This is a genomic window from Labrys neptuniae (genome assembly GCF_040797145.1).
Lineage (GTDB): Bacteria > Pseudomonadota > Alphaproteobacteria > Rhizobiales > Labraceae > Labrys > Labrys neptuniae.
In genome coordinates this window covers 274,475-299,318 of sequence record NZ_JBFNQD010000003.1, presented here as the reverse complement: position 1 = coordinate 299,318, position 24,844 = coordinate 274,475, and the positions used below count along the sequence as shown (strand labels likewise).

Annotated in this window: 21 protein-coding genes; 16 read left to right on the top strand and 5 right to left on the bottom strand. The window is 64.7% G+C overall.

Going from position 1 to position 24,844, the window contains the following annotated elements; genetic code table 11:
* Positions 1-289: 289 nt before the first annotated feature.
* The 4 genes from glgB to ABXS05_RS12075 all read left to right on the top strand — a co-directional run bounded on the left by glgB (position 290) and on the right by ABXS05_RS12075 (position 7,280).
* Entirely contained in the window at positions 290-2,506 is a 2,217-nt protein-coding gene (glgB, locus tag ABXS05_RS12090) for a 1,4-alpha-glucan branching protein GlgB (RefSeq protein WP_376717616.1), read from the top strand.
* 110 nt (positions 2,507-2,616) lie between these two features.
* The gene (glgC, locus tag ABXS05_RS12085; protein WP_311933417.1) at positions 2,617-3,888 is read left to right on the top strand and encodes a glucose-1-phosphate adenylyltransferase; all 1,272 of its coding nucleotides are present in this window, start codon (positions 2,617-2,619) and stop codon (positions 3,886-3,888) included.
* A gap of 86 nt (positions 3,889-3,974) precedes the next feature.
* The gene (glgA, locus tag ABXS05_RS12080; protein WP_367624312.1) at positions 3,975-5,408 is read left to right on the top strand and encodes a glycogen synthase GlgA; all 1,434 of its coding nucleotides are present in this window, start codon (positions 3,975-3,977) and stop codon (positions 5,406-5,408) included.
* A gap of 243 nt (positions 5,409-5,651) precedes the next feature.
* Complete coding sequence (locus ABXS05_RS12075; protein WP_367624085.1) at positions 5,652-7,280, top strand: alpha-D-glucose phosphate-specific phosphoglucomutase; 1,629 nt, start codon at positions 5,652-5,654, stop codon at positions 7,278-7,280.
* 84 nt (positions 7,281-7,364) lie between these two features.
* On the opposite strand, the gene ABXS05_RS12070 is transcribed toward ABXS05_RS12075, so the two are convergent.
* Complete coding sequence (locus ABXS05_RS12070) at positions 7,365-8,306, bottom strand: lysophospholipid acyltransferase family protein (RefSeq protein ID WP_367624084.1); 942 nt, start codon at positions 8,304-8,306, stop codon at positions 7,365-7,367.
* 198 nt (positions 8,307-8,504) lie between these two features.
* On the opposite strand from ABXS05_RS12070, the gene glgX reads away from it, so the two are divergent.
* The 3 genes from glgX to ABXS05_RS12055 are packed head-to-tail and all read left to right on the top strand — an operon-like array spanning position 8,505 to position 13,788.
* Positions 8,505-12,341 carry a glycogen debranching protein GlgX gene (glgX, locus tag ABXS05_RS12065; RefSeq protein WP_367624083.1) on the top strand — a complete coding sequence of 1,279 codons (3,837 nt, stop codon included), beginning with the start codon at positions 8,505-8,507 and terminating at the stop codon, positions 12,339-12,341.
* A gap of 2 nt (positions 12,342-12,343) precedes the next feature.
* Entirely contained in the window at positions 12,344-12,787 is a 444-nt protein-coding gene (locus ABXS05_RS12060; RefSeq protein WP_367624082.1) for a hypothetical protein, read from the top strand.
* A 50-nt stretch (positions 12,788-12,837) separates the two neighbouring features.
* The gene (locus ABXS05_RS12055; RefSeq protein ID WP_367624081.1) at positions 12,838-13,788 is read left to right on the top strand and encodes a LysR family transcriptional regulator; all 951 of its coding nucleotides are present in this window, start codon (positions 12,838-12,840) and stop codon (positions 13,786-13,788) included.
* Here ABXS05_RS12055 and ABXS05_RS12050 read toward each other — a convergent pair.
* Positions 13,739-14,467 (bottom strand): SDR family oxidoreductase, encoded by a 729-nt coding sequence (locus ABXS05_RS12050; RefSeq protein WP_367624080.1) that lies wholly within the window; start codon positions 14,465-14,467, stop codon positions 13,739-13,741. The two genes, ABXS05_RS12055 and ABXS05_RS12050, sit on opposite strands and share 50 nt — an antisense overlap.
* Positions 14,468-15,001: 534 nt before the next feature.
* On the opposite strand from ABXS05_RS12050, the gene ABXS05_RS12045 reads away from it, so the two are divergent.
* The 8 genes from ABXS05_RS12045 to ABXS05_RS12010 all read left to right on the top strand — a co-directional run bounded on the left by ABXS05_RS12045 (position 15,002) and on the right by ABXS05_RS12010 (position 22,608).
* Positions 15,002-15,646, top strand: a complete 645-nt coding sequence (locus ABXS05_RS12045) for a CDP-alcohol phosphatidyltransferase family protein (RefSeq protein ID WP_367624079.1) — start codon at positions 15,002-15,004, stop codon at positions 15,644-15,646.
* Positions 15,630-17,390, top strand: coding sequence for a bifunctional alpha/beta hydrolase/class I SAM-dependent methyltransferase (locus ABXS05_RS12040; RefSeq protein ID WP_437178654.1), 1,761 nt, complete (start codon positions 15,630-15,632; stop codon positions 17,388-17,390). The genes ABXS05_RS12045 and ABXS05_RS12040 overlap by 17 nt, the downstream gene beginning before the upstream one ends.
* Before the next feature lie 115 nt (positions 17,391-17,505).
* A complete protein-coding gene (locus tag ABXS05_RS12035) occupies positions 17,506-18,858 on the top strand; it encodes a phosphatase PAP2/dual specificity phosphatase family protein (protein ID WP_367624078.1) in 1,353 nt (450 codons plus the stop codon).
* Positions 18,859-18,863: 5 nt separating this feature from the next.
* Positions 18,864-19,307: a hypothetical protein gene (locus tag ABXS05_RS12030; RefSeq protein ID WP_311933408.1), complete on the top strand. Its 444-nt coding sequence runs from the start codon at positions 18,864-18,866 to the stop codon at positions 19,305-19,307.
* A 5-nt stretch (positions 19,308-19,312) separates the two neighbouring features.
* Positions 19,313-19,969 (top strand): lysophospholipid acyltransferase family protein, encoded by a 657-nt coding sequence (locus tag ABXS05_RS12025; protein ID WP_437178660.1) that lies wholly within the window; start codon positions 19,313-19,315, stop codon positions 19,967-19,969.
* Complete coding sequence (locus tag ABXS05_RS12020; protein ID WP_311933407.1) at positions 19,969-20,907, top strand: phosphatidate cytidylyltransferase; 939 nt, start codon at positions 19,969-19,971, stop codon at positions 20,905-20,907. The genes ABXS05_RS12025 and ABXS05_RS12020 overlap by 1 nt, the downstream gene beginning before the upstream one ends.
* Before the next feature lie 64 nt (positions 20,908-20,971).
* The gene (locus ABXS05_RS12015; protein WP_367624077.1) at positions 20,972-21,988 is read left to right on the top strand and encodes an aldose epimerase family protein; all 1,017 of its coding nucleotides are present in this window, start codon (positions 20,972-20,974) and stop codon (positions 21,986-21,988) included.
* A gap of 122 nt (positions 21,989-22,110) precedes the next feature.
* Positions 22,111-22,608: a hypothetical protein gene (locus tag ABXS05_RS12010; protein ID WP_311933405.1), complete on the top strand. Its 498-nt coding sequence runs from the start codon at positions 22,111-22,113 to the stop codon at positions 22,606-22,608.
* 40 nt (positions 22,609-22,648) lie between these two features.
* Here ABXS05_RS12010 and ABXS05_RS12005 read toward each other — a convergent pair whose 3' ends face one another.
* The 3 genes from ABXS05_RS12005 to ABXS05_RS11995 are packed head-to-tail and all read right to left on the bottom strand — an operon-like array spanning position 22,649 to position 24,150.
* Positions 22,649-23,413, bottom strand: coding sequence for a metallophosphoesterase family protein (locus ABXS05_RS12005; RefSeq protein WP_311933404.1), 765 nt, complete (start codon positions 23,411-23,413; stop codon positions 22,649-22,651).
* A gap of 39 nt (positions 23,414-23,452) precedes the next feature.
* Entirely contained in the window at positions 23,453-23,788 is a 336-nt protein-coding gene (locus ABXS05_RS12000; protein WP_311933403.1) for a DUF1330 domain-containing protein, read from the bottom strand.
* Positions 23,785-24,150 carry a MerR family transcriptional regulator gene (locus ABXS05_RS11995; protein ID WP_311933402.1) on the bottom strand — a complete coding sequence of 122 codons (366 nt, stop codon included), beginning with the start codon at positions 24,148-24,150 and terminating at the stop codon, positions 23,785-23,787. Before ABXS05_RS11995 ends, ABXS05_RS12000 begins: the two co-directional genes overlap by 4 nt.
* Positions 24,151-24,384: 234 nt before the next feature.
* Between ABXS05_RS11995 and ABXS05_RS11990 the strand changes: the two genes are divergently transcribed.
* Complete coding sequence (locus ABXS05_RS11990) at positions 24,385-24,822, top strand: YqfO family protein (protein WP_311933401.1); 438 nt, start codon at positions 24,385-24,387, stop codon at positions 24,820-24,822.
* Positions 24,823-24,844: the final 22 nt, after the last annotated feature.

Sequence of the window (24,844 nt, the reverse complement as noted above, 5' to 3'; positions counted from 1 at the left end):
CGGGTGGCCGGTGCCGGCGCTTCTTCGAAGGTCGCCGACGGCGCGCCATAAGGCCGGAACCACCAAATTTTTCACCCTGCAGCAGCCTCGGCATAACCCATTTGGGCAGGCTGCGTTTAATCGTTGACCGTTGTAGCAAAAGCCCTAGCTTGTGTTCGAGAGGATCACAGGAAGACGCCTGGTCCCGGCAAGTCCAGGCGTTTCGATCCGGTTCGAAAAGGGGTCGTAGCGCTTGGCAAAGACAACGAAGACGAACGCTCCCGTCGCCAGAGCCGCAAAGCCGGCACCCTTGGCCAAGCGGCCGGCCAGCCGCAGCAAGACAGCGGATTGGCGTTTGTCCGAAGTGGAAGTCGCCGCGCTCGCGGCCGGGCGTCATGCCGATCCTTTCGCCGTACTCGGCCCGCATGAGACACCTGCCGGCCTCGTCATCCGCGCCTTCATTCCCAATGCCGAGACGCTGTCGGTGCTCGCGCCCAATCTGGTCGGACCCGTTGCCCTGGAGCGGCGGCATGACGATGGCGTCTTCGAAGGCCTGGTGCCCGACAGCGTCGGGATCTACCGCCTGCATGCCGTCAATGCGGGAGGGCAGTGGGAGGTCGAGGACCCCTATCGTTTCGGGCCGCTGCTGGGCCAGGTCGACGACTATCTGCTGACGGAAGGCACGCATCTCCGGCTCTGGGACAAGCTCGGTGCTCGTCCCCTGCAGCATGGCGACATGGAGGGCGTGCATTTCGCCGTGTGGGCGCCGCATGCCAGGCGAGTGTCGATCGTCGGCGATTTCAACGACTGGGACGGCCGTCGCCATCCCATGCGCAAGCGCGTCGATACCGGCGTGTGGGAAATCTTCCTGCCCGGTGTCGGGGTCGGCGCCCATTACAAATACGAGATCATCGGTCCGAATGGCGCGCTGCTGCCGCTGAAGAGCGATCCCTTCGCCTTTGCCAGCGAATTGCGCCCCGGCACGGCCTCCCGGGTCGCCTCGTCGGAGCCCTTCGTCTGGACGGACCAGCAATGGCTCGAGGAGCGGGCGCATCGCGATGCGAGACGGGCACCGATGTCGATCTACGAGGTGCATCTCGGTTCCTGGAAGCGTGGCGAGCACCAGCGCTTCCTCAGCTACGACCAGCTTGGCGACGAGCTGATCGCCTATGTCCAGCATATGGGCTACACCCATATCGAATTGCTGCCGGTGACGGAGCACCCCCTCGATGCGTCCTGGGGTTACCAGCCGACCGGCATGTTCGCGCCGACCAGCCGTTTCGGCTCGCCCGAGGGGTTCGCCCGTTTCGTCGACCGTGCCCATGCCGCCGGTATCGGCGTGATCCTCGACTGGGTGCCCGCGCATTTCCCGACCGACTCGCACGGCCTGGCCTGGTTCGATGGCAGCGCGCTCTATGAGCATCCCGATCCCCGGCGCGGCTTCCATCCCGACTGGAACACGGCGATCTATGATTTCGGCCGGCGCGAGGTTGCCAACTTCCTGATCGCCAACGCCCTGTTCTGGCTGGAGCGCTACCATATCGACGGGCTGCGCGTGGATGCCGTCGCCTCCATGCTCTATCTGGATTATTCGCGCCGGGACGGAGAGTGGCTGCCCAATGTCCATGGCGGGCGTGAGAACCTCGACGCCATCGCCTTCCTGCAGCGCATGAACAAGGAAGTTTATGCCGCCCATCCCGGCGTGATGACCATCGCCGAGGAATCCACCGCCTGGCCCGGTGTGTCCAAGCCCGTGCATGACGGCGGTCTCGGCTTCGGATTCAAGTGGAATATGGGCTTCATGCATGACACGCTGAGCTACATGCAGCGCGAGCCGGTCTATCGCCAATATCATCATGACGATCTGACCTTCGGCCTCATCTACGCCTTTGCCGAGAATTTCGTGCTGCCGCTCTCCCATGACGAGGTGGTCCATGGGAAGAATTCCATCGTCAACAAGATGTCCGGCATGGAGGGCGATAAATTCGCGACCCTTCGGGCCTACTACGCACTGATGTGGGCCTATCCCGGCAAGAAATTGCTGTTCATGGGGCAGGATTTCGGTCAGCGCCGCGAATGGAACGAGAATGTCGGGCTGGACTGGGACCTGATGCAATACGGCCCGCACAAGGGGCTGAGCGATCTCGTGCGCGATCTCAACCATCTCTATCGCGGCCGCGCGGCGCTGCATCAGCGCGATTGCGAGGGTGACGGCTTCGAGTGGATGGTCGTCGACGACAATGCCAATTCGGTGTTCGCCTGGGCGCGCTATGCCACCGATGCGATGCCGATCGTGGTGGTGGCCAATCTCACTCCCGTCGCGCGCGACGACTATCTGCTGCCCCTGCCGCTGGCCGGGCAGTGGTGGGAAATTCTCAACACCGACTCCGAGCGTTATTTCGGGCTCAATCGAGGCAATTCCGGCGGAGTCTATGCTTATGCGGGCGATTGGAAGGGCAAACCGGCGTCCGCGCGTATCAATCTGCCGCCCCTAACGGCCATCATGCTGGAATGGGCGGGGAACTAGGCTGGGGAGTGGGCGTTGCATGTCTTTGGAGAGTCGCGGCTCCGCGATAGGAGCCAAGGCTGAACAAGAAGGCAGCAGCGTCATCCCGGATTATCAGTGGGAGGAACTGTATGACGGAACCGAGGCATTCGAAGGGTGGGCCGCTGGCACGTTCGGCCATGGCTTATGTGCTGGCCGGAGGCCGCGGCAGCCGCCTGATGGAACTGACCGACCGGCGCGCCAAGCCCGCGGTCTATTTCGGAGGTAAGAGCCGCATCATCGACTTCGCCCTTTCGAACGCGATCAACTCGGGCATCCGTCGTATCGGCGTGGCCACGCAATACAAGGCGCATTCGCTGATCCGCCACCTCAATCGCGGCTGGAACTTCCTGCGGCCGGAGCGCAATGAAAGCTTCGACATCCTGCCGGCCAGCCAGCGCATTTCCGAGGACATGTGGTATCGCGGCACGGCGGACGCGGTCTATCAGAACCTCGACATCATCGACGGCACCGGCGTCGAATACATGGTCATCCTGGCGGGCGACCATATCTACAAGATGGACTATGAGCTGATGCTCAAGCAGCATGTCGAGCAGAACGCCGATGTCACCATCGGCTGCCTCGAAGTGCCGCGCATGGAGGCTACCGGCTTCGGCGTCATGCATGTCGACGAGCAGGACCGCATCGTCGCCTTCGTGGAGAAGCCCAAGGATCCACCCGGCATTCCCGGCAATCCCGAAATGGCCCTGGCCTCGATGGGCATCTATGTCTTCTCGATGAAGTTCCTCACCGAGGAACTCAACCGGGATGCCAACGATCCCAATTCGAGCCGCGATTTCGGCAAGGACATCATTCCCCACATCGTCAAGAACGGCAAGGCGGTGGCGCACCGCTTCCCGGCGAGCTGCGTGCGCTCCGAGCATGAAAAGGAATCTTATTGGCGCGACGTCGGCACGGTGGACGCCTATTGGGAGGCCAATATCGACCTCACCGACGTCGTGCCCGCGCTCGATCTCTACGACCAGGAATGGCCGATCTGGACCTTCGCCGAAATTACGCCGCCGGCTAAATTCGTGCATGACACCGAGGGACGGCGCGGCACCGCGATCTCCTCACTGGTGTCCGGCGGCTGCGTCGTCTCCGGGGCAACGGCCAAGCACTCGCTGCTCTATACCGGCGTGCGCATCAACTCCTATTCCAGTGTGGAGAATGCCGTGATCCTGCCCTATGTCGAGATCGGGCGATCGGCACAGCTCAAGAATGTGGTGATCGACCGCGGCGTGATAATTCCCGAGGGCCTGGTCGTCGGCGAGGATCCGGAACTGGACGCCAAGCGCTTCCGGCGGACGGAAAAGGGCATCTGCCTGATCACGCAGCCCATGATCGACAAGCTGAAGCTCTGACGACACGATCCAGGGCATTTTCCGGCGGAGCCACAGGCTCATCGGCCAGGAAAATACGTCAAAACAAGAAGTTAGCGCTTTCGATGATCAAAGTTCTCGCGGTTGCGTCCGAAATCCATCCGCTGATCAAGACGGGGGGGCTCGCCGACGTCGTCGGCGCGCTGCCTGCCGCCCTGAAAGGCCATGACGTCGCGGTGACGACGGTCATCCCCGGCTACCCCGCCGTGATGGCGGCCAGCACGGCCTGGGAGACGGTGGCCAAGCTGCCGGGGTTCTTCGGTGGTCGCACCGCCATCAAGCGCGCCACCATCGGCGAGCTCGATCTCCTGGCCGTGGATGCGCCGCATCTGTTCGACCGACCGGGAAATCCCTATGTCGACGCCGATGGGCGCGACTGGCTCGACAATCCCCAGCGCTATTGCGCCCTGTCGAGCGCGGCGGCGGAAATCTGCCACGGTCTGGTCAAGACCTACCGGCCCGACATCGTGCATGTGCATGACTGGCAGGCGGCGATGACGCTGGCCTATCTCAACTACACCGATGCCGTCAGGCCGAAATCGGTGATCACGGTGCATAACCTTGCTTTCCAGGGCCAGTATCCCCGCTCGATCCTCGGCAGTCTCGGCCTGCCGCAGCGGGCCTTTGCCCTGGACGGGGTCGAGTATTACGGCATGATCGGCTTCCTCAAGGCCGGGCTGCATTTTGCCGACCGCATCACCACCGTCTCGCCGCGCTATGCCGCCGAGATCAAGACGGCGGAAGCCGGCATGGGGCTGGAAGGCCTGCTCGCCGGTCGCGCCGATGTGCTCTCCGGCATCGTCAACGGCATCGACGAACGGGTGTGGAATCCCCAGACCGACCCGAGCCTGGCCGTGAATTACGATGCCAAGTCCCTCGCCAGGCGTGGGGGCAATCGCAAGGCACTGGAGGAGCGTTTTGGCCTCGATCACGACGACTCGCCGCTGTTCTGCCTGGTCAGCCGCCTGACCTGGCAGAAAGGCATCGACATTCTCGCCGAGGCGTTGCCGCATCTGGTCGCCTCCGGCGCGCGGCTGGCCCTGCTCGGTTCCGGCGATCGGGAACTGGAGGGCATCTTCCGCCAGGCAAGCCTTCAGCATCGAGGGCGCGTCGGTACGGTGTTCGGTTTCGACGAGGCGCTCTCGCATCTGATGTTCGGCGGCTCGGACATGACCCTGGTGCCGTCGCGCTTCGAGCCTTGCGGCCTCACCCAGCTTTACGGCCTGCGCTATGGCTGCATTCCCGTGGTGGCACGTGTCGGGGGGCTCTCCGACACCATCGTCGACGCCAATGATGCCGCCTTGACGCTCAAGGCCGCCACCGGCGTGCAGTTCCAGCCTATCACGCCGGACATGCTGCGCGATGCCATTTCGAGGGCCATCGCGCTCTACCACGACAAGCCCGTGTGGCAGGCGATGCAGCGCCGCGGCATGGGGCTGGACCAGTCCTGGGATCTCAGGGCTGCCGGCTATGCCAAGCTCTATCGCGAGTTGGTGGCGTGAGGAGAGCTCGGCCGCGGTTTTTGAGGGGAGGAGCCGCCCCTCACCCTTACCCTCTCCCCGTAAGAACGGGGCGAGGGGGACCTCGATGTCGCGACTTATCCAGCGGGCGCGACGTCTCGCATCGAGGCATCACGCTTGGCGCCCCTCGCCCCGTTCTTACGGGGAGAGGGTAAGGGTGAGGGGCAGCGCTGCTCCCATATGCTATCGATAGACCTTCGGATAAACCAGAACCGGAACCTCACTATGATCCGTACCGTCCCGACCCAACCCTTCGATGGCCAGAAGCCCGGCACGTCCGGCTTGCGCAAGAAGGTGCCGGTGTTCCAGCAGCCGCATTATGTCGAGAATTTCGTGCAGTCGATTTTCGACACGCTTGAGGGCTTTGCCGGCAAGACATTGGTCGTCGGCGGCGACGGGCGCTACTACAACCGCGAGGTCGTGCAGAAGATCCTCAAAATGGCCGCCGCCGCCGGCTTCGGACGCATCAAGGTCGGTCAGGGCGGCCTGATGTCGACGCCGGCCGTCTCGGCCGTCATCCGCAAATACGGGGCCTTCGGCGGCATCGTGCTCTCCGCTTCCCACAATCCCGGCGGGCCCGACGGAGATTTCGGCATCAAGTACAATATCGGCAATGGCGGTCCGGCGCCCGAGAAGATCACCGATGCCGTCTTTGCCCGTACCAAGTCGATCAGCGAGTTCAAGATCGCCGACGTGCCCGATATCGACATCGACAAGCTCGGCGAAACGGTGATCGGCGATACCATCGTCGAAGTGGTCGATCCCGTCACCGATTATGCCGAGCTGATGGGCAAGCTCTTCGACTTCGATGCCATCCGGGAGCTGTTCAAGTCCGGCTTCACCATGCGCTTCGATGCGATGTCGGCCATCACCGGCCCTTACGCCCGACGCATCATCGAGGACCAGCTGGGTGCCGCTGCCGGCACGGTGGTGAACGCGACACCGCTGCCCGATTTCGGCGGCCATCATCCCGATCCCAACCCGGTCAACGCCAAGGAGCTCTACGATCTCATGATGGGGCCGAACGCCCCCGATTTCGGGGCGGCCTCTGATGGCGACGGCGATCGCAACCTCATCATCGGCCGCGGTATCTTCGTCACGCCCTCGGACAGCCTCGCCATCCTCGCCGCCCATGCCCATCTGGCGCCCGGCTATGCCAAGGGCATTTCCGGCATCGCCCGCTCGATGCCCACCAGCCTTGCCGCCGACCAGGTCGCCAAGGCGATGGGCGTGGGCATCTATGAGACGCCGACCGGCTGGAAATTCTTCGGCAACCTGCTCGATGCCGACCGCGTCACCATCTGCGGCGAGGAAAGCGCCGGCACTGGCTCGAACCACGTTCGCGAGAAGGACGGGCTGTGGGCGGTGCTGCTCTGGCTGACCCTGCTGGCCAAGCGCCGCCAGCCTACGCTTGATATCGTACGCGAGCATTGGGCCAAATATGGCCGGAACTACTATTCGCGCCACGACTATGAGGCCGTGCCCACCGAAGCCGCCAATGCGGTGATGGAAGCGGTCCGTTCGCAGATCCCCAGCCTGCCTGGCAAGAGCTTCGGGGCGCTAAAGGTCAAATCCGCCGACGATTTCGCCTATCACGATCCGGTGGACGGTTCGGATTCGAAGAACCAGGGCCTGCGCGTGCTGTTCGACAACGGCTCGCGCATCGTCTACCGCCTCTCCGGCACCGGTACGGAAGGCGCGACCTTGCGCGTCTATCTCGAGCGCTACGAGGCCGATCCTGCCCATCATGCCATCGAGACGCAGGCCGCTCTCGCCGATGTCATCGCCGTCGCGCGCCAGCTCAGCGGCATCGCCGAGAAAACCGGCATGGCCGAACCGAGTGTGGTGACCTGAAGGGGGCGGGTCTTCAGACCCGCCTCTTGCTATTCGGCCAACTCGCCGTTTCAGGCTGGTCCGAAGACCAGCCCCCCAACGCCATTACCCTCGCGGCGCGCAGAGTTTGGGCTGGTTCAGCACCGCCGGCTCGAGAAGGCCGGCAGCGATGCGCTTGGCGGTGCGGTCATCCCTCAGCTGGCCCGCCAGGGCATAGGTACGACGCATCAGCTCCAGCGCGACCGCCTTGCGGTCGGTTGCAGCGGCGAAAGCTGCGCCATCGATGGGATCGCCGATGGCGATCGGCAGGATCGTGCCGATGCGATCACGCACCTCCTTGAAGATCAGGGACAGGCGCAGGGTCTGGTTGAGATGGCTGGCGATCTGGAACAGGCGGCTGTTCTGGCCGCCGAAGAAGATCGGCACCACCGTGGCCTTGGAGCGCTGGATCAACTGCACGGTGAAGGGCTGCCAGGGAGCGTCCATGGCGGGGCGCCGTCCGAGCTTGTCGGGTGAGGTCGAGACACCGCCGGCCGGGAAGACGATCACGCAGCCGCCGCGGTCGAGCAACCGGCGTGCTTCGGCGCGGGTGCGCAAATTGGTCTGCATCGCCTCCTCGGTCTCCGCGAAATCGACGGGCAGCAGGAAGGCCTGCGTTTCCGGCGCATGCAGAAGCACGGCATTGGTGAGGATGACGAAATCCTGGCGGACCAGGCCGATCAGCCAGGCGATGGTGATGCCGTCGAGCACGCCATAGGGGTGGTTGGCGACGATGACGCAGGGCCCCGTCTTTGGAATCTTGTCGAGCTGGGTCCTGTCGAACTGGACGTCGAGCCGGAGCTGGCGGACCGCTGCGGCAAAAAAGCTCTCGCCGGCCACCGGATTGCGCTGGTTTTCGAGGTAGAGACGCTTCAGCCGAGGCTGCCCCGTCACCTTCTCGATGGCCCGGATCAGGGCCTGTTTCGGTTTGGAAAAGGTGGGGTCCGCATAGGTGAACTGGACGACGTCCGTTTCGGCCCCGGCTGGGTCGGCAATATGGCGAACCATGGTTTTCCTTCGGGCACACGATCGCGCCAGGACGTTCCTACAGCAAAACGCGCGACAAGGACATTGGTCGGCGACGATTCAGCCGCAATGGATAGCGGACAGAAATTTCGCCGCATCCTGTCATCTAGTCTTTGCGTTTTGATCGTCCAAGATGTCAGGAAAGTACGACAGGCATTCGACAGTCGAGGCAAGGACCGTATGGCACGTTCAAGCATGGCGAATCCCGGTGCGGCAGCTCCGCTCGGAGCGAGTTGGATCGGGGAAGAGGTCAATTTCGCCGTCCACGCTGCCGAAGCCGAACGCATCGAGCTGTGCCTGTTCGATGCCGATGGCACCGAGAGCCAGCGAATCCTGCTCTCGGGACGCGACGGGCCGGTGCATCACGGCCGCATCGGCGGCCTTGCGGAGGGACAGCTCTACGGGCTGCGCGCCCATGGTCCCTGGCGCCCGGAGGAGGGGCTGCGCTTCAACCCGGCACGCCTGCTGATCGATCCCCACGCTGTCAGGCTCGTCCTGCCGGAGGGCATGACCTCCGCTTTGCCGATAAAGGGCGCACAGGGTGTGGACGATATCGTGCTGGACGAAACCGACACTGCCGCGATCATGCCGAAGGCGGTGCTGGAGCGGCCCGCGCCGGGCAGGACCCGCCCTTCCGGTGTGAGGCCCGAGAGCCGCATCATCTATGAAGTCCATGTCAAGGGCTTCAGCCAGGCTCATCCCGGCATCCCGCCCGAGCTGCGTGGGACGGTGGCCGCGCTGGCCCATCCGGCTGCGATCACCCATTTCACCGAGCTCGGCATCACCACGCTCGAATTGATGCCGCTGGCCGCGGCGATCGACGAGCGCCATCTCGAGCCGCTCGGGCTGAGGAATTATTGGGGCTACAATCCTGCTTGTTTCCTGGCGCCGGATCCGCGCCTCGCCCCCGGCGGCATGGCCGAGATCGCCGATACGGTGGACCGGCTGCACGAGGCTGGCTTCGAGGTGCTGCTCGACGTCGTCTATAACCACACTTCGGAGAGCGACGAGCGTGGCGGCACCCACTCGCTGCGCGGGCTCGACAATCGTTCCTATTACCGGCTCGCCGACAATCCGCGTTTTTATGCCAACGATACCGGCTGCGGCAACACGCTGGCGCTCGATCGCGAGCCGGGGCTCGGCCTCACCCTCGCTGCCCTCCGGCATTGGGCGGAGATCGGCGGCTTCGACGGCTTTCGCTTCGATCTCGCCCCGGTGCTGGGGCGCCGGCCCGATGGTTTCGACCGGCAAGCGCCCTTGTTCGCCGCCATTGCCGCCGACCCCGTGCTGAGCACGCGGCTGATGATCGCCGAACCCTGGGACATCGGCCCCGGCGGCTACCAGCTCGGCCATTTTCCGCAAGGCTGGGCGGAATGGAACGATCGCTACCGAGACGACGTCAGGCGGTTCTGGCGCGGCGACGGCGGCATCGGCGCGCTGGCGACGCGGCTGGCCGGCTCCTCGGATCTGTTCGACCCCGGCAGCCGCCGCCCGAGCGACAGCATCAATTTCGTCGCGGCCCATGACGGCTTCACCCTGGCCGATACGGTGAGCTTCGCCGGCAAGCACAATGACGCCAATGGCGAGGGCAACCGCGACGGGCATTCGGGCGAGGTGAGCTGGAACGATGGCGCCGAAGGCCCCAGCACCGCGCCGGAGATCGTATCGCTCAGGCGCAGCCATGTCCGGGCCTTGCTGGCGAGCCTCCTGCTGTCGCGGGGCACGCCGATGATCGCCATGGGCGACGAACTCGGCCGCAGCCAGCGCGGCAACAACAACGCCTATGCCCAGGACAATGCCATCACCTGGAGCGATTGGGCCAGTGCCGATCGCTCCTTGATCCAGTTCGTGGCGAGCCTGACGCGCCTGCGCAAGTCATTGCCTTTGGTGACGGCGGATCGGTTCCTGACCGGCAGGCCTTCTGCCGACGCCGCGGCTGATGGAGCGCCCGACGTGATCTGGCTCGGTCCAAGCGGCCAGCCTCTGCAGGACAATGAATGGGGCAATCCGGCCCTGCGCAGCCTCGGCATGGCGCTTGCGGGACCGGATGGCTCGAAAGCGCTGATCTGGTTCCATGCCGGCGCCGAGCCGCTCTATGCCCGGCTGCCGGATCTCGCACCCGGGCTCGTCTGGCGGCTGGCGCATGTCAGCGACGAATACCAGGCCTTCGCACCGCCGGCCCTCTACGGCGCCTTCGACATCATGGAGCTTGCGCCGCGCTCGGTCGGCGTGTTCATCGCCGAGCCGGGGCGTGCGCCGCGCCGGGATGGCGACGCGCCGCCCGAAGTGCTCGAGCTTCTGGCCAAGGCGGCAGGCATCGCGCCGGAGTGGTGGGAGGTTTCGGGCCGCCACACACTGGTCTCCGGAGACACCAAGCGCGCTCTGCTCACCGCCATGGGCCTGCCCCATCACTCGCTCGCCCAGGCACGCGAGAGCCTGGAGCATCTACGCTCGCTCGCTGCGCCCGTCGGGAACCGACAAGCCAAGGCCTTTTTGCCACCGATGCTCGCCGATGGTGGCAAGCGCTTCGGCCTCTCCGCCCAGCTCTATACGCTGCGACGGCAGGGGGGCCAGGGCGTCGGGGATTTCCGCACGCTGGAGGTTTTGGCCAGGGACGCGGCCGGCAAGGGCGCGAGCCTGATCGCGCTCAACCCCTTCCATGCCATGTTCCCCTCCGACCGGCAGCGGGCCAGCCCCTATCAGCCCTCCGACCGGCGCTTCCTCGATCCGGCCCTGATCGCCCTTGACGCCGTGCCTGAACTGGAAGGCCGGCTCACGGTCCCGCCACCGGCCGGGCGTTTCATCGATTGGCCCGAAGTCTGGCGCCACAAGCGGGCGGCGCTGGCCCAGGCTTTTTCGATCCTGACTGAACGCCCTGCGCGCTTGGCTGCCTTACGGGCCTTCCAGATGGCGGGCGGCGAGGCGCTGGCTCGCTTCTGCCTGTTCCAGGCGCTGGAGGAGCAGGCCGGGTCGAGCGCGATCCCGGCGATGTCGACGGCGGCCCTGCCCCCCGACCTGCAGCATGCCGCCGATTTCGCCGGCTATCTGCAATTCCTGGCGGAGGAGCAGCTTGCCGCGGCCAGCCGCGGCGGCCTTGCCATCGGTTTTTGCCGAGATCTCGCCGTGGGAGCGGCGCCGGATGGCGCCGAGGTCTGGACGGCGCCCGATGCCTTCCTGAAAGGGGTCTCCGCCGGAGCTCCGCCCGACCCCTTCTCGGCCAGCGGCCAGGTCTGGCATATCCCGCCGCTCGATCCGGTCGCTCTGCGCCAGAGCGGTTTTGCCCATTACCGCGAACTGCTCGCCGCCAATATGCGCCATGCCGGGGCCCTGCGCATCGACCACGTCATGGCGCTGACCCGGCTCTTCGTGGTGCCCGATGGTGCGCCGGCCAGCGAGGGCGCCTATCTGACCTATCCGCTCGAAGGCATGCTGGCGGTGCTCGCCGAGGAGAGCCAGCGCCATCGCTGCATGGTGGTGGGCGAGGACCTCGGCACCGTGCCGGAGGGCCTGCGCGAGCGGCTCTCCGAAGCCGAGCTCTATTCCTATCGCGTATTGTTCTTCGAGCGGGACGGCGGAGTGTTTCGCCGGCCCGATCTTTATCCGGCCGCGTCGCTGGCCTGCGTTGCCACGCACGACCTGCCGACCTTGCGCGGCTGGTGGAGCGGCGCGGACATCGCACTGGAGCGCACGCTTGGCAGGCCCGTCGCCGAGGACGCCGAGGCGGTGCGCGCCGAGGACAGGCAGGCGCTGCTGCAGGCCGTCGGCAGCGAGGAGAGTGTGTTGACGCCGGCTCTCGTCGGCGCCATCCATGGCTTCCTGGCCTCTGCTTCCTCGGGCCTCGTCGCCGCGCAGGTCGAGGACCTTGCCGGTGAGGTCGACCCGGTCAACCTGCCGGGGACCGATCGGGAATATCCCAATTGGCGCCGCCGCCTCGACCTCGATGTCCACGCCATGCTGGAAACCGACGAAGCCAAGGCGGTGTTCGAAGCGATGCGGCAGGCGGGACGGGCAGAGTAGCCATGGCGCCGACCGGCAAGCAGCATGAGAGAAGCCTGGCGCTCGGGGCCCTGGTCAGTCCCTGGACGGTTCCTGCCGGCCTTCCACTCCTGTTTGTCGTGCTGGATCTCCTGGCCGGCGGGCAGGACGGCATTCCCGACTCTCAGATTGCCGGTGTCTTTGCGGCTTTTCTGATGTTTGGACTGCCTTTCACCTACGCCGTCACCTTGATCCTGGTGATGCCGGTGGCCTTGTGGCTGCGGCGCAAACAGAGTTTGTCGAGCGCAAGATTGTGCCTTTGGTGTATCCTGCTCGGGCCGATCACGATGTATGGCTACGCCTGGCTGCTGGGAGGAAGGCCGGGAGAACTGCTGGAACCGGAGGGCTTGTTGCTGTCTGCAGCGTATGGCCTGGCCTCCGGCATCGTCTTCTGCCTCGTATCGGGCATCCGTCTTGTGGCCCGCTGAAGCGCGTTCGGGACTCTGCTGCATCATTCGAGACCGAGGCCTGAAAGACCATGCATTCCAGATTGCTCAAGACCTTTCTCGCCGTTGCCCGCCATCGTAATGTCACCCGGGCAGCCGAGGTGGTGCATCTGGCCCAGTCGAGCGTGAGCGACCAGATCCAGGCGCTGGAAGCCGAACTCGGTACGCCTTTGTTCACGCGTTCGCGGTCGGGCCTGCAACTGACGGCCGCCGGAGCGGCGCTGCAGCCCTATGCCGAGGAGATCCTGACGCTGACGGAGGAGGCGCGCGGCGCCGTGGCCATGACGGTGGGGCAGGAGCGCGGAGCGGTCTCGATCGGCGCCTTGGAAACGATTGCGGCCGCCCGTCTGCCGGCCTGGCTCTCGCGTTTCGGGCAGGCCCATCCTGAAATCGCACTTCGCTTGTCCGTCGCGGGTACGGGCGACCTCCTGCGCAAGCTGGAGGATGGCGAGGTGGACGTCGCCTTCTGCTTCGACAATGGCGAGTTCGACGAGCGTTTCGCCAGGCGTGGCATTTCCAGAGAGCCGCTGATCCTGATTGCGCCGGCCGGCGAACCGCCGCTGCCGGCCGATGAAGGTCTGTCCATGCTTGCCACAAGACGGTTCGTCGTGACGGAGATGGGCTGCGTCTACCGCCATCTGTTCGATGCGGCTTTTGCCACCGCCGGGCTTGCGGCACCCAAGCTCGCGGCCGAAGCGGGCAGCATCGGCGCGATTGCCCGGCTGGTGGCGGCCGGAACGGGCCTTGGCCTGGTGCCGCGCCTGGCGGTCGCGGAGACACTCGCACGGGGCGAGGTCATCGAGCTTTGCTGGCCAGCCCCGGCCCAAGCTGCCAATCTCGCCGCGGAGCTGGTGATGATCTGGCGCCGGCGGCGGGTGCAGCCGCCGGCCTTGAAGTTGCTGCTCGCCTCGGCGAGCACCGGGCTCGACGCACTCAGACCAGGCGGTGCCCACCCTCGACATGCAGAACCGATCCTGTCGTGAAGCCGTTGCCCATCACGAAGGCCAGGGCATCGGCGATGTCCTCAGGCCGGCCGACCCGGCCGACCGGCAATTTCCTGGCCATGGCTCCCAGGGTCTCGTCCTTCCTGTCGCCGGCGACGAAGGCCCAGATCGGGGTATCGACCCAACCGGGCGACACGGCGTTGACCCTCAAGGGCGCAAGCTCGACCGCCAGCGCCTTGACCAGCCCCTCCAGGGCGGCATTGACGGCGGCGACCGCTGCGCCCCGCGGCAGGGGACGATAGGCGGCGATACCGGAGACGAAGGTCAGGGAGCCGGACGGTGCCAGCGTCCCGGCGCCATGCTTGGCCAGGAGGAGGGCCCCGTAGACCTTGCTCTCCATGATTCTCTGGACGGCCTTCAGGTCGAGAGAGGGCAGAAGCGCATAGGCGCCTTCGATATCAGCCGCGGTACTGACGATGTGATCGAGCCGGCCGATGTGCTCGAACAACGCTGCGACCTCGTGTTCCCGAGTGATGTCGGCAGAAACGGTATCGAGAGCGTCGGCGGCACCGAGGCTCGAGCGGGCCTGGGCCAGTCTCTCCTCACTCCGTCCGACGATGACGACCCGCGCACCGGCATCGAGGCAACGCCGTGCCAGTGCCAGGCCCATGCCGGAACCGCCGCCGGCGATAAGAATTCTCGATTTTGCAAGACTCATGATGAAGCGTTTCCTTTCGATGCCGATGAACCTGCGCATGGGCATCCCAGATCGGCGACGGCCTGGAAAACGGAAGGAACCGATAGTGCCATTGAGGTTTCCGATGGCAGAGCTGTGCTTGACGGGAAGGGGAGACGGACGAGACGTCCATGGGCGCTAAGATAAGGGGTTGGGCGAGATGAGGCGGTTGGAGATCGAGCTCGACATATGAGCCCCATCGCCCCGTTTACGGGGAGAGGATGGAGGTGAGGGGCTACGGAAGGCGTCAGTTTGTGAGGTCGCACCGCCCCTCATCCTTACCTTCTCCCCGTAAACGGGGCGATGGGGTGGCCGGCCTCGCGCCTCTCGCCTTATCTTAGCGCCCATGGACGTCTCGTCCGCCCTCGAAATCACCATGCATGCCTGCGAGAACCCTGTTTTCGGGGCGTGGCCGGAAATTCCATGCACCGGTACGTGCGGGCTGGTCGGTCGGGTTGCATGAGGCTCGCCGGCTGAGCCATGATAGCCGGCTAAACCGCGAATCTGGACAGTCCCGTGAGTCTCTATGCTCTCAAGCCTCGTTTTCAGGCCCTTTTGCGCCCGCGCGTCACGCGGCTGGCCGAGCGGGGCACGACCGCCAACCAGGTAACGCTGGCGGCGGCGGCTGGCTCGCTTATCGTCGGCCTCGGCGTGGCCTGGCTCTCGGACCTGCGCATCCTCTTCCTGCTGTTGCCGGTCTGGCTCGCCATCCGCATGGCTCTCAATGCCATCGACGGCATGCTGGCGCGCGAATTCGGCCAGAAGAGCCTGCTCGGCGCCTATCTCAACGAGATCGCCGACGTCGTCTCCGACGCCGTGCTGATCCTGCCTTTCGCCACCCTGCCGGTCTTTGGGCCGTTCTGGACCGGCGCGGTGATCGTGCTGGCCGTGATCAGCGAGTTTGCCGGCGTGATGGGGCCGATGGTCGGCGCTAACAGGCGCTATGACGGCCCGCTCGGCAAGAGCGACCGTGCTTTCGTGTTCGGCGCACTCGGCCTGTGGGTCGGCCTCGGCCTGCCACTGCCCGGCTGGTTCGGCTGGATCATGCCGCTTGCCGTGCTTTTTCTCACACTGACCATCGTCAATCGTGTGCATAAGGGCCTGCGTGAAGCCCGCGCCAAGCAGGCCGATGACGGCAGGAGTCATGATGCGTCCCTCTGAGACCGGTTTTTTTCGCAGCCATGACGGTGTCGAGCTGTTCTACCGCCATTGGCCGGCCCTCAATGCCCCCGCCAAGGGCGCGGTCGTGCTGTTCCATCGCGGGCATGAGCATTCGGGGCGCATGGCGCATCTGCCCGATGAACTCGCCATGCCCGATTATGAGTTCTTCGCCTGGGATGCCCGGGGCCATGGCGACTCGCCCGGCGAACGTGGCGATGCCCCGAGTTTCGGCGCCCTGGTGCGCGATGTGCAGAGCTTCATCGACCATATCGGCGCTGCGCATGGTTTCGCGCCCGCCGATATCGCCGTGCTCGCCCAGAGCGTCGGGGCCGTCGTCGCCTCGGCTTGGGTGCATGACTATGCGCCCAAGATCCGTGCTTTGGTGGTGGCCTCTCCCGCCTTCAAGGTGAAGCTCTATGTGCCCTTCGCCCGGCCGGGCCTGAAGCTGTGGCAGGCCTACAAGGGCAATTTCTTCGTGCAATCCTATGTGAAGGCCAAGTTCCTCACCCATGATCTCGAGCGCCAGGCGACCTTCGACGCCGATCCCAAGATCACCCGGGCGATCTCGGTGCGCATCCTGCTCGGGCTCTATGAGGCAGCACGACGGGTGGTCGAGGATGCCCGGGCCATCACGGTGCCGACGCAATTGCTCGTCTCGGGCGCCGACTGGGTGGTGCATCACGGACCCCAGCACCGCTTCTACGAAAATCTGGGATCGGCTACCAAGGAGCGGCACGTGTTGCCGGGGTTCTACCACGACACGCTCGGCGAGAAGGACAGGGCGGTGGCGATCGGCCATGTCAGGCGCTTTCTCGGCGAGCGCTTCGCCGCGCCCCTGGAACGCACCGTCCTCACCGAGGCCGACCGGCAGGGCTACACCCGCGACGAAGCCGACAGGCTTGCCTCGCCCCTGCCGCTCGCCTCGCCGAAGGGCCTCTACTGGGCCGGTAGCAAGCTTGGGCTGAAGGCGACGGGGCTGGTCTCCGACGGCATCAGGCTTGGCCATGAGACCGGCTTCGATTCCGGCTCCACCCTCGATTATGTCTATCGCAACACGCCGTCGGGGCGTTCGGCTCTCGGGCGGTTGGCCGACAAGAACTATCTGGAGGCGATCGGCTGGCGCGGCATCCGCCAGCGCAAGCTCCATGTCGAGGAATTGCTGCGCGCCGCCATCGCCCGGCTGCGGGAAGAGGGGCGGCCGGTTTCCATCGTCGACATCGCTGCCGGCCATGGCCGCTACGTGCTCGAAGCCCTGGAGGCGGAAGGCGTCTCACGGCCGGATTCGATCCTGCTGCGCGACTACAGCGACATCAATGTCGAGGCGGGCGGGCGGCTGATCGCCGAAAAGGGCCTCGCCGACATCGCCCGCTTCGTCAAGGGCGATGCCTTCGATGCGGCCAGCCTTGCCGGCATCGAGCCCAAGCCCACTCTCGGGCTGGTTTCCGGGCTCTACGAGCTCTTCGCCGACAACAACCTGATCAAATGGTCGCTGGGCGGCCTTGCCGCCGCCATCCCAGCCGGAGGCTATCTGATCTACACCGGCCAGCCCTGGCATCCGCAGCTCGAGTTCATCGCGCGCGCCTTGACCAGCCACCGCCAGGGGCAGGCCTGGGTGATGCGCCGGCGCACGCAGGCCGAGATGGACCAGCTCGTCGAGGCCGCCGGTTTCGAGAAGCTCGAACAGCGTATAGACGAATGGGGCATCTTCTCGGTCTCGCTCGCTCGCCGCAAGGCCGTGTCATGACCCCTGTTTTGGAGCGCGGACTTCCAGTCCGCTCTTGGAAACGCCCTGCTGATGGGAAGGGAAGAAGCGGACAGGATGTCCGCGCTCCAAGGGGCTTCCGGCAAGAGGTATCGTCATGACCATTACGGTACCGGCAAGGCCTGCCGATGGCGGGCGCTCCGACAGGCGTCCTTGGGGCAGGGCGCTTGTCTGGCTCGCAGGCCTCGGCATCTTCTTCTATTCGAGCTATGGCCTCGCCAATTACCTCGCCGACCAGCGCGTCTTCGTGCAGTCCATCGTGTTCGGCTGGGAACACGGCATGCCGTTCCTGGCCTGGACGATCATTCCCTATTGGTCGGTCAACCTGTTCTATGCCGCCTCGCTGTTCGTCTGCACTAGCAGGACGGAGCTGGACACACTGGGGCGCCGGCTGCTGACCGCACAGGTGATCGCGGTCGCCTGTTTCCTCCTCTTTCCGCTGCGCTTCAGCTTTGCCAAGCCGGAGATCGGCGGCGGCCTGTCCGGCTTCATGTTCGATGCGCTGCTCAGCTTCGACAAGCCCTACAACCAGGCGCCCTCGCTGCATATCGCGCTCCTGGTGATCCTCTGGGTGCACTACGCCAGCCATCTGTCGGCCTGGGCCCGGTGGTTGCTCCATCCCTGGTTCGCCCTGATCGGGCTTTCCGTCCTCACCACCTACCAGCATCATTTCTTCGACATACCGACCGGCGCCTTGCTCGGCCTGTTCTGTCTGTGGCTGTGGCCCGACGAGATGGGCGTTCCCTCTCCCCCTCCGGGAGAGGTTAGAAAGCGTCGAAAGCTCGCCGCCTATTATGGTCTGGGCGCCCTGGCTCTTGCCGTCATCGGCATCGGGGTCGGCGGCTGGGGGCTGTGGCTCTGCTATCCGGCGGCATCGCTCGCCCTTGTCGCGGCGAACTACCTCTGGCGCGGGGCGGCCGGTTTCCAGAAACGGGGCGACGGTTCGATGCCGCTGGCGGTCCGGCTCCTGTTCGCGCCCTATCAGCTCGGGGCTTTCCTCAATTCGCGCTGGTGGACGCGCCGCGAGCCATCCGCCGGCGAAGTCCGTCCCGGGATCTATCTCGGCCGTATCCCCTCGCGCCTCGATCGCGCACCGGGGAGCTATGGCAGCGTTGTCGATCTTGCCGCCGAACTGTCCGCCTGGCGGGGCGTGTCGACGCGTGCGGTACCGATGCTCGACCTGATAGCGCCGCAGCCGGCAAAGCTGGTGGAGGCTTCGCAAGCGATCGAAGCGGCGCGCGGCAAGGGCACGGTGCTGGTGTGCTGCGCACTCGGCTATTCACGCAGCGCCGCGGCGGTTGCGACCTGGCTGCTCGCCAGTGGGCAGGCGCAAACGGTGGACGACGCGGTTGCGATCCTACGTGCCGTCCGTCCGCGAATCGTGTTGGGGTCCGAGGCGCAGGCCGCCATCGTGGCAGCCGCCAAACTGGTTGATGTCCAAAGTGATTGAAGTCCATGGCTGAGGCACAGGAAAATCCGGCGGTGATCGCCGCCATCGCCGCTTCCTATTTGCGGCAGGGCAGGGCGCTCGATTGGATTTCGCGCGGATTGACGCTGCTGGGTGTCCTCGCCGTCGTGATCGCCACCTATGCATCAGCGCCCCTGTCCGTCAGCGGGCTTGCAGTGCTGGCCGTGCTGCTCGGCCTGGTACAGAGCTATTTCGCCCTGCGCGCGGGCTTTGATGCCGAGATTTTCGGCCATCTGGCCGGCAATGCCTTCAGCACCACCAATTTCGACGGGGCGATGAAGCGTCTCGGCTTGTTTGCTGAAGACCGCGCCTCGCGCCCGATGTCGGAGCGGGCTCGTGGCGCCATGGCCCTGGTGCGCCGCCAGGCCATCTTCCTGGTGCTGCAGGTCGCAAGCCTGCTGGCTTTGCCGCTGCTTGGGGCCATGCTGTGAGCGACATCGCGGTGCGGGATGGCCGTTCCCTGTTCGGCCGGCTGGTGGGAAGCGCTACCATCGGTTTTGCCCGGCTCGTCACCGGCGTGCGCGGCAATTGGCAGGGCTGCCTGCCGGCGCGCAAACCGCGCATCTATTTTGCCAACCATGCCAGCCATGGCGATTTCATCCTGGTCTGGACGGTCTTTCCGTCTGCCCTGCGCGCGACGGCACGCCCGGTGGCGGCGCGCGATTACTGGAATGCCGGCGCGACGCGGCGCTTCCTCGCCCACAATGTCTTCGATGCCGTGCTGATCGATCGCGAGAGCGCGACCCGCAGTGTCGATCCGATCGGCCAGATGGCCTCTGCCCTGGAGGCGGGATCCTCGCTGATCCTGTTTCCGGAGGGGACGCGCAACATGGGCGAGGAGCCGCTGCTGCCTTTCAAGTCCGGCCTGTTCTGGCTCGCCAAGCGCCAGCCGGACGTGGAAATGGTGCCGGTCTGGATCGAGAACCTCAATCGCGTGATGCCCAAGGGTGAGTTTCTGCCGGTGCCCTTCCTGTGCACCGTCACCTTCGGAGCACCGCTGCGGCTGGGGCCCGGGGAGGAGAAGCAGGCCTTCCTCGATCGCAGCCGCAATGCCCTGCTGGCTCTCAGGCCGCATGAGGGGGACGAGGGTTGATGTTCGAGAACCATACCCTGGCCCTGTTTGGCGGCATCATCGCCTTCCTGGTCTTGGCCTCCCTCATCGGCTGGCAGCTCGACCGCAGGGCCGGCCCGCAGGGCAATGCCGCCATCGACAATCTCAATGCCCGCATCCGCGCCTGGTGGGTGATGGTGGCGCTGATGGGCGGTGCCTTCCTCCTCGGCAAGGCCGGCGTGATCGCCCTCTTTGCCTTCGCCTCCTTTGCGGCCCTGCGTGAATTCCTGACGCTGACGCCGACGCGCCGGGCCGACCATCGCACTTTGTTCGCCATGTTCTTCGTGGTGCTGCCGATCCAGTACTACCTGATATGGATCGAGTGGTACGGGCTCTATTCGATCTTCATTCCGGTCTATGTCTTCCTGCTCCTGCCGATCCTGATCGCGCTGAGGGGCGATACTGCCAAGTTCATGACCCGTGTCGCCGAGATGCAATGGGGCGTGATGATCGCCATCTTCTGCCTCTCCCATGTGCCGGCGCTGCTGACGCTGGATATTCCCGCTTTCGAGGGCCGCAAGCTCCTGCTGATCGCCTTCCTGGTCATCGTGGTGCAGATGAGCGACGTCCTGCAATATGTCTGGGGCAAGCTCTTCGGCCGGCACAAGGTGGCGCCGAAATTGTCGCCCTCCAAGACCTGGGAAGGCTTGGTCGGTGGGGTAGCGAGTGCCACTTTGCTCGGTGCCGGCCTGTGGTGGATCACCCCGTTCTCCTTCTGGCAGGCCGGGCTGGTGGCGCTGGTGATCACCTTGATGGGCTTTTTCGGCGGGCTGGTGATGTCGGCGATCAAGCGCGATCGCGGCGTCAAGGATTGGGGGCATCTGATCGAGGGGCATGGCGGCATGCTCGACCGGCTCGATTCCGTCGTCTTCGCCGCGCCGATCTTCTTCCATGTGGTCCGCTATTGGTGGACTGTGTAGAAACGAGTCGTCGCTGCCTGCCGGCGATCGGATGTTCACGCCTCATCTCTGCCAAGGAAATCCCATGTCCAAGCCTGTCCTGTTCGGAACCTTCAACGGCGCCGATGTGCTCGAGGTCACCCTGCGCTCCGATGCCGGTGCCGAGGCCCGGATCATTACCTATGGCGGCGTGGTGCGCGATCTCCTGGTGCCCTCGAAGAACGGGCCGCAGCGTGTGGTGCTCGGCTTCGAGAAGTTCGAGGACTACCCCAAATATTCCCCGCATTTTGGCGCCAATCCTGGCCGGGTCGCCAATCGCATCGGCTTTGGCCGCTTCACCCTTGATGGCGTGACCTACGATCTCTCCAAGAGCCATGGCGGTCCGCACACGCTGCATGGCGGTGCCACCGGCTTCGGCAAGCGCGTCTGGTCCCTGGTGCAATCGGACCAGCGCTCGGCCACGCTGGTGCTCGTCTCCGAGGACGGCGACATGGGCTTCCCCGGCCGCGTGGTGACGACCTGTACCTATCGCCTGCTGGAGCCGGCGACGTTGCAGGTGATCTTCACCGCCACCACCGACAAGGCGACGCCAGTCAATCTCGCCCAGCATTCCTATTTCAATCTCGATGGTTCGGCCGATGTGCTCGACCATCGCATGGAGATCGATGCCGATTTCTATACGCCCACCGACGCCGACCTCATCCCCACCGGCGAGATCCTCTCGGTGGCGGGTACGCCATGGGACTTCCGTCAGGAGCGCACATTGCGCCTGGAGACCCCGGAGGGGCCGTTCAAATATGACGGGAATCTGGTGCTGAGGAGCTCGGGCGTATTGGCGCGGGCGGCGCGGACCTGGTCTCCCAAGAGCGGCGTCAGCCTGGAGACCTGGACGACCCAGCCCGGCGTGCAGCTTTACGATGCCGCCAAGCTGGACATCCCGGTTCCCGGCCTCGGCGGCGCCAAATATGGGGCCTTCGGCGGCTTCTGCCTCGAGACCCAGAACCTGCCGGATGCCGTGAACAAGGCGCATTTCCCGTCCTCGATCATCCGGCCGGGCCAGGTCTACGATCACGAGACGCAATATCGCTTCGGACAGGTGTGAGGCGATCATCCGGTTCTCGTTCGGGTGCGCGGACATCATGGCCGCGCACCCGGAACCGAACTGCGCCACGATCAATCTGCCTCTTACCTTCTGCATCGTGGGAGCAAATCGGACCTGGCCCGATGGCGAATTTTATCACCTACGATGCGCGGCCTGACCTGCCATATCTTCAGATGAGCAATTCGCTGACGTCGGTGTTCATCGGCGTCTTGGCGTTGGCCGCATCGTCACTGGCGTCTGCCCATCGGCAATGCCAGTTTGCAGCGTGGATCGCCGCGCGGGACCAAGGCATCTTTGGCCTTGGGACCGTGGGCTTCGATATCGCCGAGATGCCCTGGGAAATTGAGAGTTTCGTCGAAGACCGATCCTTCATCCTCCGCACGATCGAAACGGCGAAAGCGAAGCGCGATTGGCACCGGCTCGGCTACGAGCCGAAGGAAGAGTGGCTTATGCCATGCCTGGATAAATTCCATGTGCTGCTGGCGGCGTTTGTGCCCGCTGACATTCGCGCCGAGGCGACGGACCGGAAGGGTTTGTGGTCGGCCCCCGAATTCGAGCGCTGTCCGGCGCATGGCCTGATCAAGCATGCCCATGGCTGCCCCATCTGCAATGGGGCGTGACGGGAGGCATCGGTCCGATGGCAGGCGGGCACTCGATTGATTAGAGCAGGCCGAGATAGACGATCTCGGTTTCGATCTCGCCGCCGTCGATCACCACAATGCGATAGCCGCGTCGCGTCGTATCGACTTCAAGCCGATCGGCCTCCTTGACGATCTGGTAGGAGACGGCGGGGGTGCAGAACTGCCGGATGTTCGCCTCGCGCCGTTCATCCGCCATGTGATAGTGGCCGCAAAACAGTGATATGTCGCATTCGCTGCCGATCAGAAGCGCCTTGAGAGTATCGCGTTCCCTCAAGGCGGCGCCGGCGTGCTCCACCGGTGTATCGATCGGCAGGACCGGATGATGCAGGAACAGCAGGAGGCGGCGCGTGTCCTGCAGTTCGCGCGCGAACCAGGCGAGTTGGTCCTCATCCACCCGGTTGGCCGATGAATCGAGAAACACCCATTTCAGCGCCGGATCGCCTTCGGAAAAACAGGCCTTGCCCTCAACGGCATGGGTCTGATCGGAAAGGAAGGGTGAAACCGCGTCATAGTCGTCGTGGTTGCCGAGGACTATTCTCGATTTGAAATCGTAGGATCCCAGGATCTCGAAGAAGTCGGGGACGGAGTTGCGTGCGCCGATGTCGCCACCGAAGATCACCTCCGATATGCCTCTCGCGGCAATGTCGTCAAGGACCCAGCGCAGATGGTCTCGATGTTCTGCCGGCTCACTGGCATAGCGCATCTTGTCGCTGTCCATCGCACCGCCCATGACGAGTTTTTGCCCGAGATGGGCGTCGGTGAAATAAGCAAGTTTTCTCGTCATCACGGCGACCTGGCAATTGCATCGACTTGTCGCCCCGTTCTAGCGGGCCGTGCCGGGCAATGTTTCGACGCGCGTCGAACCATGTGTACCCACGCCATCCACGCAGATCAGGTTTCTGCTTAGGGCCTTGCTGCGAAACGCCAGGGCTTCGGCATATTCGGGGGAGGCATACCAGGCCTCGACGGCGGCACGATCGGGAAATTCGACAAGGACGATCAGACGAGGCGACCAATTGCCCTCCATGGTTCGGACCGGGCCGCCGCGCGCCAGATAGCGGCCGCCATATTTTTCGATCGTCGCGGGGGCAAGCCGCACATAGGCGTTCCAGGCTTCCTCATCCTGCGGAACCACGTCGGAAATGACATAGGCACTCATGATTTTCGTCCTTTTTCCAGTTCAGCCAGATCCAGGATCTTCTGCTCGATGACGAGGAGGCAGGACTGAAGGTCCTCGATCTGGGCTGCCACCCGCCGGCTTTGTTTCTCGAGCATGTCGCGGCGCGCGGCCTCGGTGCCGGCGCCTTGCTGCCATAAGAGCGCATAGGCCGCGATGTCCCGGATCGGCATGCCCGCGGCCTTCATGCGGCCGAGAAAGTCGATCCAGCCGAGGATGGCGGCGTCATAGTCCCGCTGGCCCGAGCCGTTCCGAAAGGCCGGCGGAAGCAGGCCGACTTTTTCGTAATAGCGCAGCGTGTGGACCGACAATCCCGAACGGCGCGCCAGTTCTCCGATCTTCATCTGTCTTCATCGCACTCCCGGACCGCTGTCGAGGCTACTTGCTGGAGTGCACTCTAGATCAAGCGCTGATTTGCGGCATGTCGGTCGACAGCCGACCGTCCGTCCGAGAGACCGCGGCGGGCTGCAGGCGCATAGCGGCTCGCACGGACCTCGGATAGCGACAGTGCTGACAGATCGTTGTCAGCAGCAATGAACTAACCTTCGCACTTCGATCGGCGGGGAGGGGCGAGGGCCATGACAGGTTTCGAGACATTGTCGGTAGCGATGGTTCCCATGCGCCTTCTGACCTTTCAGGCCCCGGTCGAGGATGTCGACCGCATCATGGAGGCCGTCGTCGCCATCGTTCCCCTGGCGATGGGAGCCTATGATAGCAATGCCTATCAGTCCTCTCCCGGGATTGAGCGCTATCGCCCGCAGGAAGGGGCCGCGGTCGGCGCGGAATGTGATCTTCGTCGGCGCCAGGGGGTGGTGGAAGTCGTTTTCGAGCTTCCCGATGCACAGGATGTTGCGGAGAGGGTGGTCGAGGCGATCTTCCAGGCCCATTCCTACCAGGAGCCGGTAATCAGGCTGCAGGCCATCCTGTCCAGCCGTTCCAAGGGGCTTGACGACAGCAAGAACCCCAATCGCTGGTGGAACAGCACCGGCGATTGGAAGAAGGCGGCTTCGACGTGAAGAAGAGTGATGGGCGGCGGCG

Excerpts from the sequence above, each read along its gene's own strand:
- ABXS05_RS12040 (WP_437178654.1), top strand. The coding sequence starts at position 15,630 with ATGATGCGTCCCTCTGAGACCGGTTTTTTTCGCAGCCATGACGGTGTC.
- ABXS05_RS12020 (WP_311933407.1), top strand. The coding sequence starts at position 19,969 with ATGTTCGAGAACCATACCCTGGCCCTGTTTGGCGGCATCATCGCCTTC.
- ABXS05_RS12010 (WP_311933405.1), top strand. The coding sequence starts at position 22,111 with ATGGCGAATTTTATCACCTACGATGCGCGGCCTGACCTGCCATATCTT.
- ABXS05_RS12055 (WP_367624081.1), top strand. The coding sequence starts at position 12,838 with ATGCATTCCAGATTGCTCAAGACCTTTCTCGCCGTTGCCCGCCATCGT.
- ABXS05_RS12035 (WP_367624078.1), top strand. The coding sequence starts at position 17,506 with ATGACCATTACGGTACCGGCAAGGCCTGCCGATGGCGGGCGCTCCGAC.
- ABXS05_RS12060 (WP_367624082.1), top strand. The coding sequence starts at position 12,344 with ATGGCGCCGACCGGCAAGCAGCATGAGAGAAGCCTGGCGCTCGGGGCC.
- glgC (WP_311933417.1), top strand. The coding sequence starts at position 2,617 with ATGACGGAACCGAGGCATTCGAAGGGTGGGCCGCTGGCACGTTCGGCC.
- ABXS05_RS11995 (WP_311933402.1), bottom strand. The coding sequence starts at position 24,150 with ATGAAGATCGGAGAACTGGCGCGCCGTTCGGGATTGTCGGTCCACACG.
- ABXS05_RS11990 (WP_311933401.1), top strand. The coding sequence starts at position 24,385 with ATGACAGGTTTCGAGACATTGTCGGTAGCGATGGTTCCCATGCGCCTT.
- ABXS05_RS12000 (WP_311933403.1), bottom strand. The coding sequence starts at position 23,788 with ATGAGTGCCTATGTCATTTCCGACGTGGTTCCGCAGGATGAGGAAGCC.
- ABXS05_RS12075 (WP_367624085.1), top strand. The coding sequence starts at position 5,652 with ATGATCCGTACCGTCCCGACCCAACCCTTCGATGGCCAGAAGCCCGGC.
- ABXS05_RS12005 (WP_311933404.1), bottom strand. The coding sequence starts at position 23,413 with ATGACGAGAAAACTTGCTTATTTCACCGACGCCCATCTCGGGCAAAAA.
- ABXS05_RS12070 (WP_367624084.1), bottom strand. The coding sequence starts at position 8,306 with ATGGTTCGCCATATTGCCGACCCAGCCGGGGCCGAAACGGACGTCGTC.
- ABXS05_RS12015 (WP_367624077.1), top strand. The coding sequence starts at position 20,972 with ATGTCCAAGCCTGTCCTGTTCGGAACCTTCAACGGCGCCGATGTGCTC.
- ABXS05_RS12050 (WP_367624080.1), bottom strand. The coding sequence starts at position 14,467 with ATGAGTCTTGCAAAATCGAGAATTCTTATCGCCGGCGGCGGTTCCGGC.
- ABXS05_RS12030 (WP_311933408.1), top strand. The coding sequence starts at position 18,864 with ATGGCTGAGGCACAGGAAAATCCGGCGGTGATCGCCGCCATCGCCGCT.
- glgX (WP_367624083.1), top strand. The coding sequence starts at position 8,505 with ATGGCACGTTCAAGCATGGCGAATCCCGGTGCGGCAGCTCCGCTCGGA.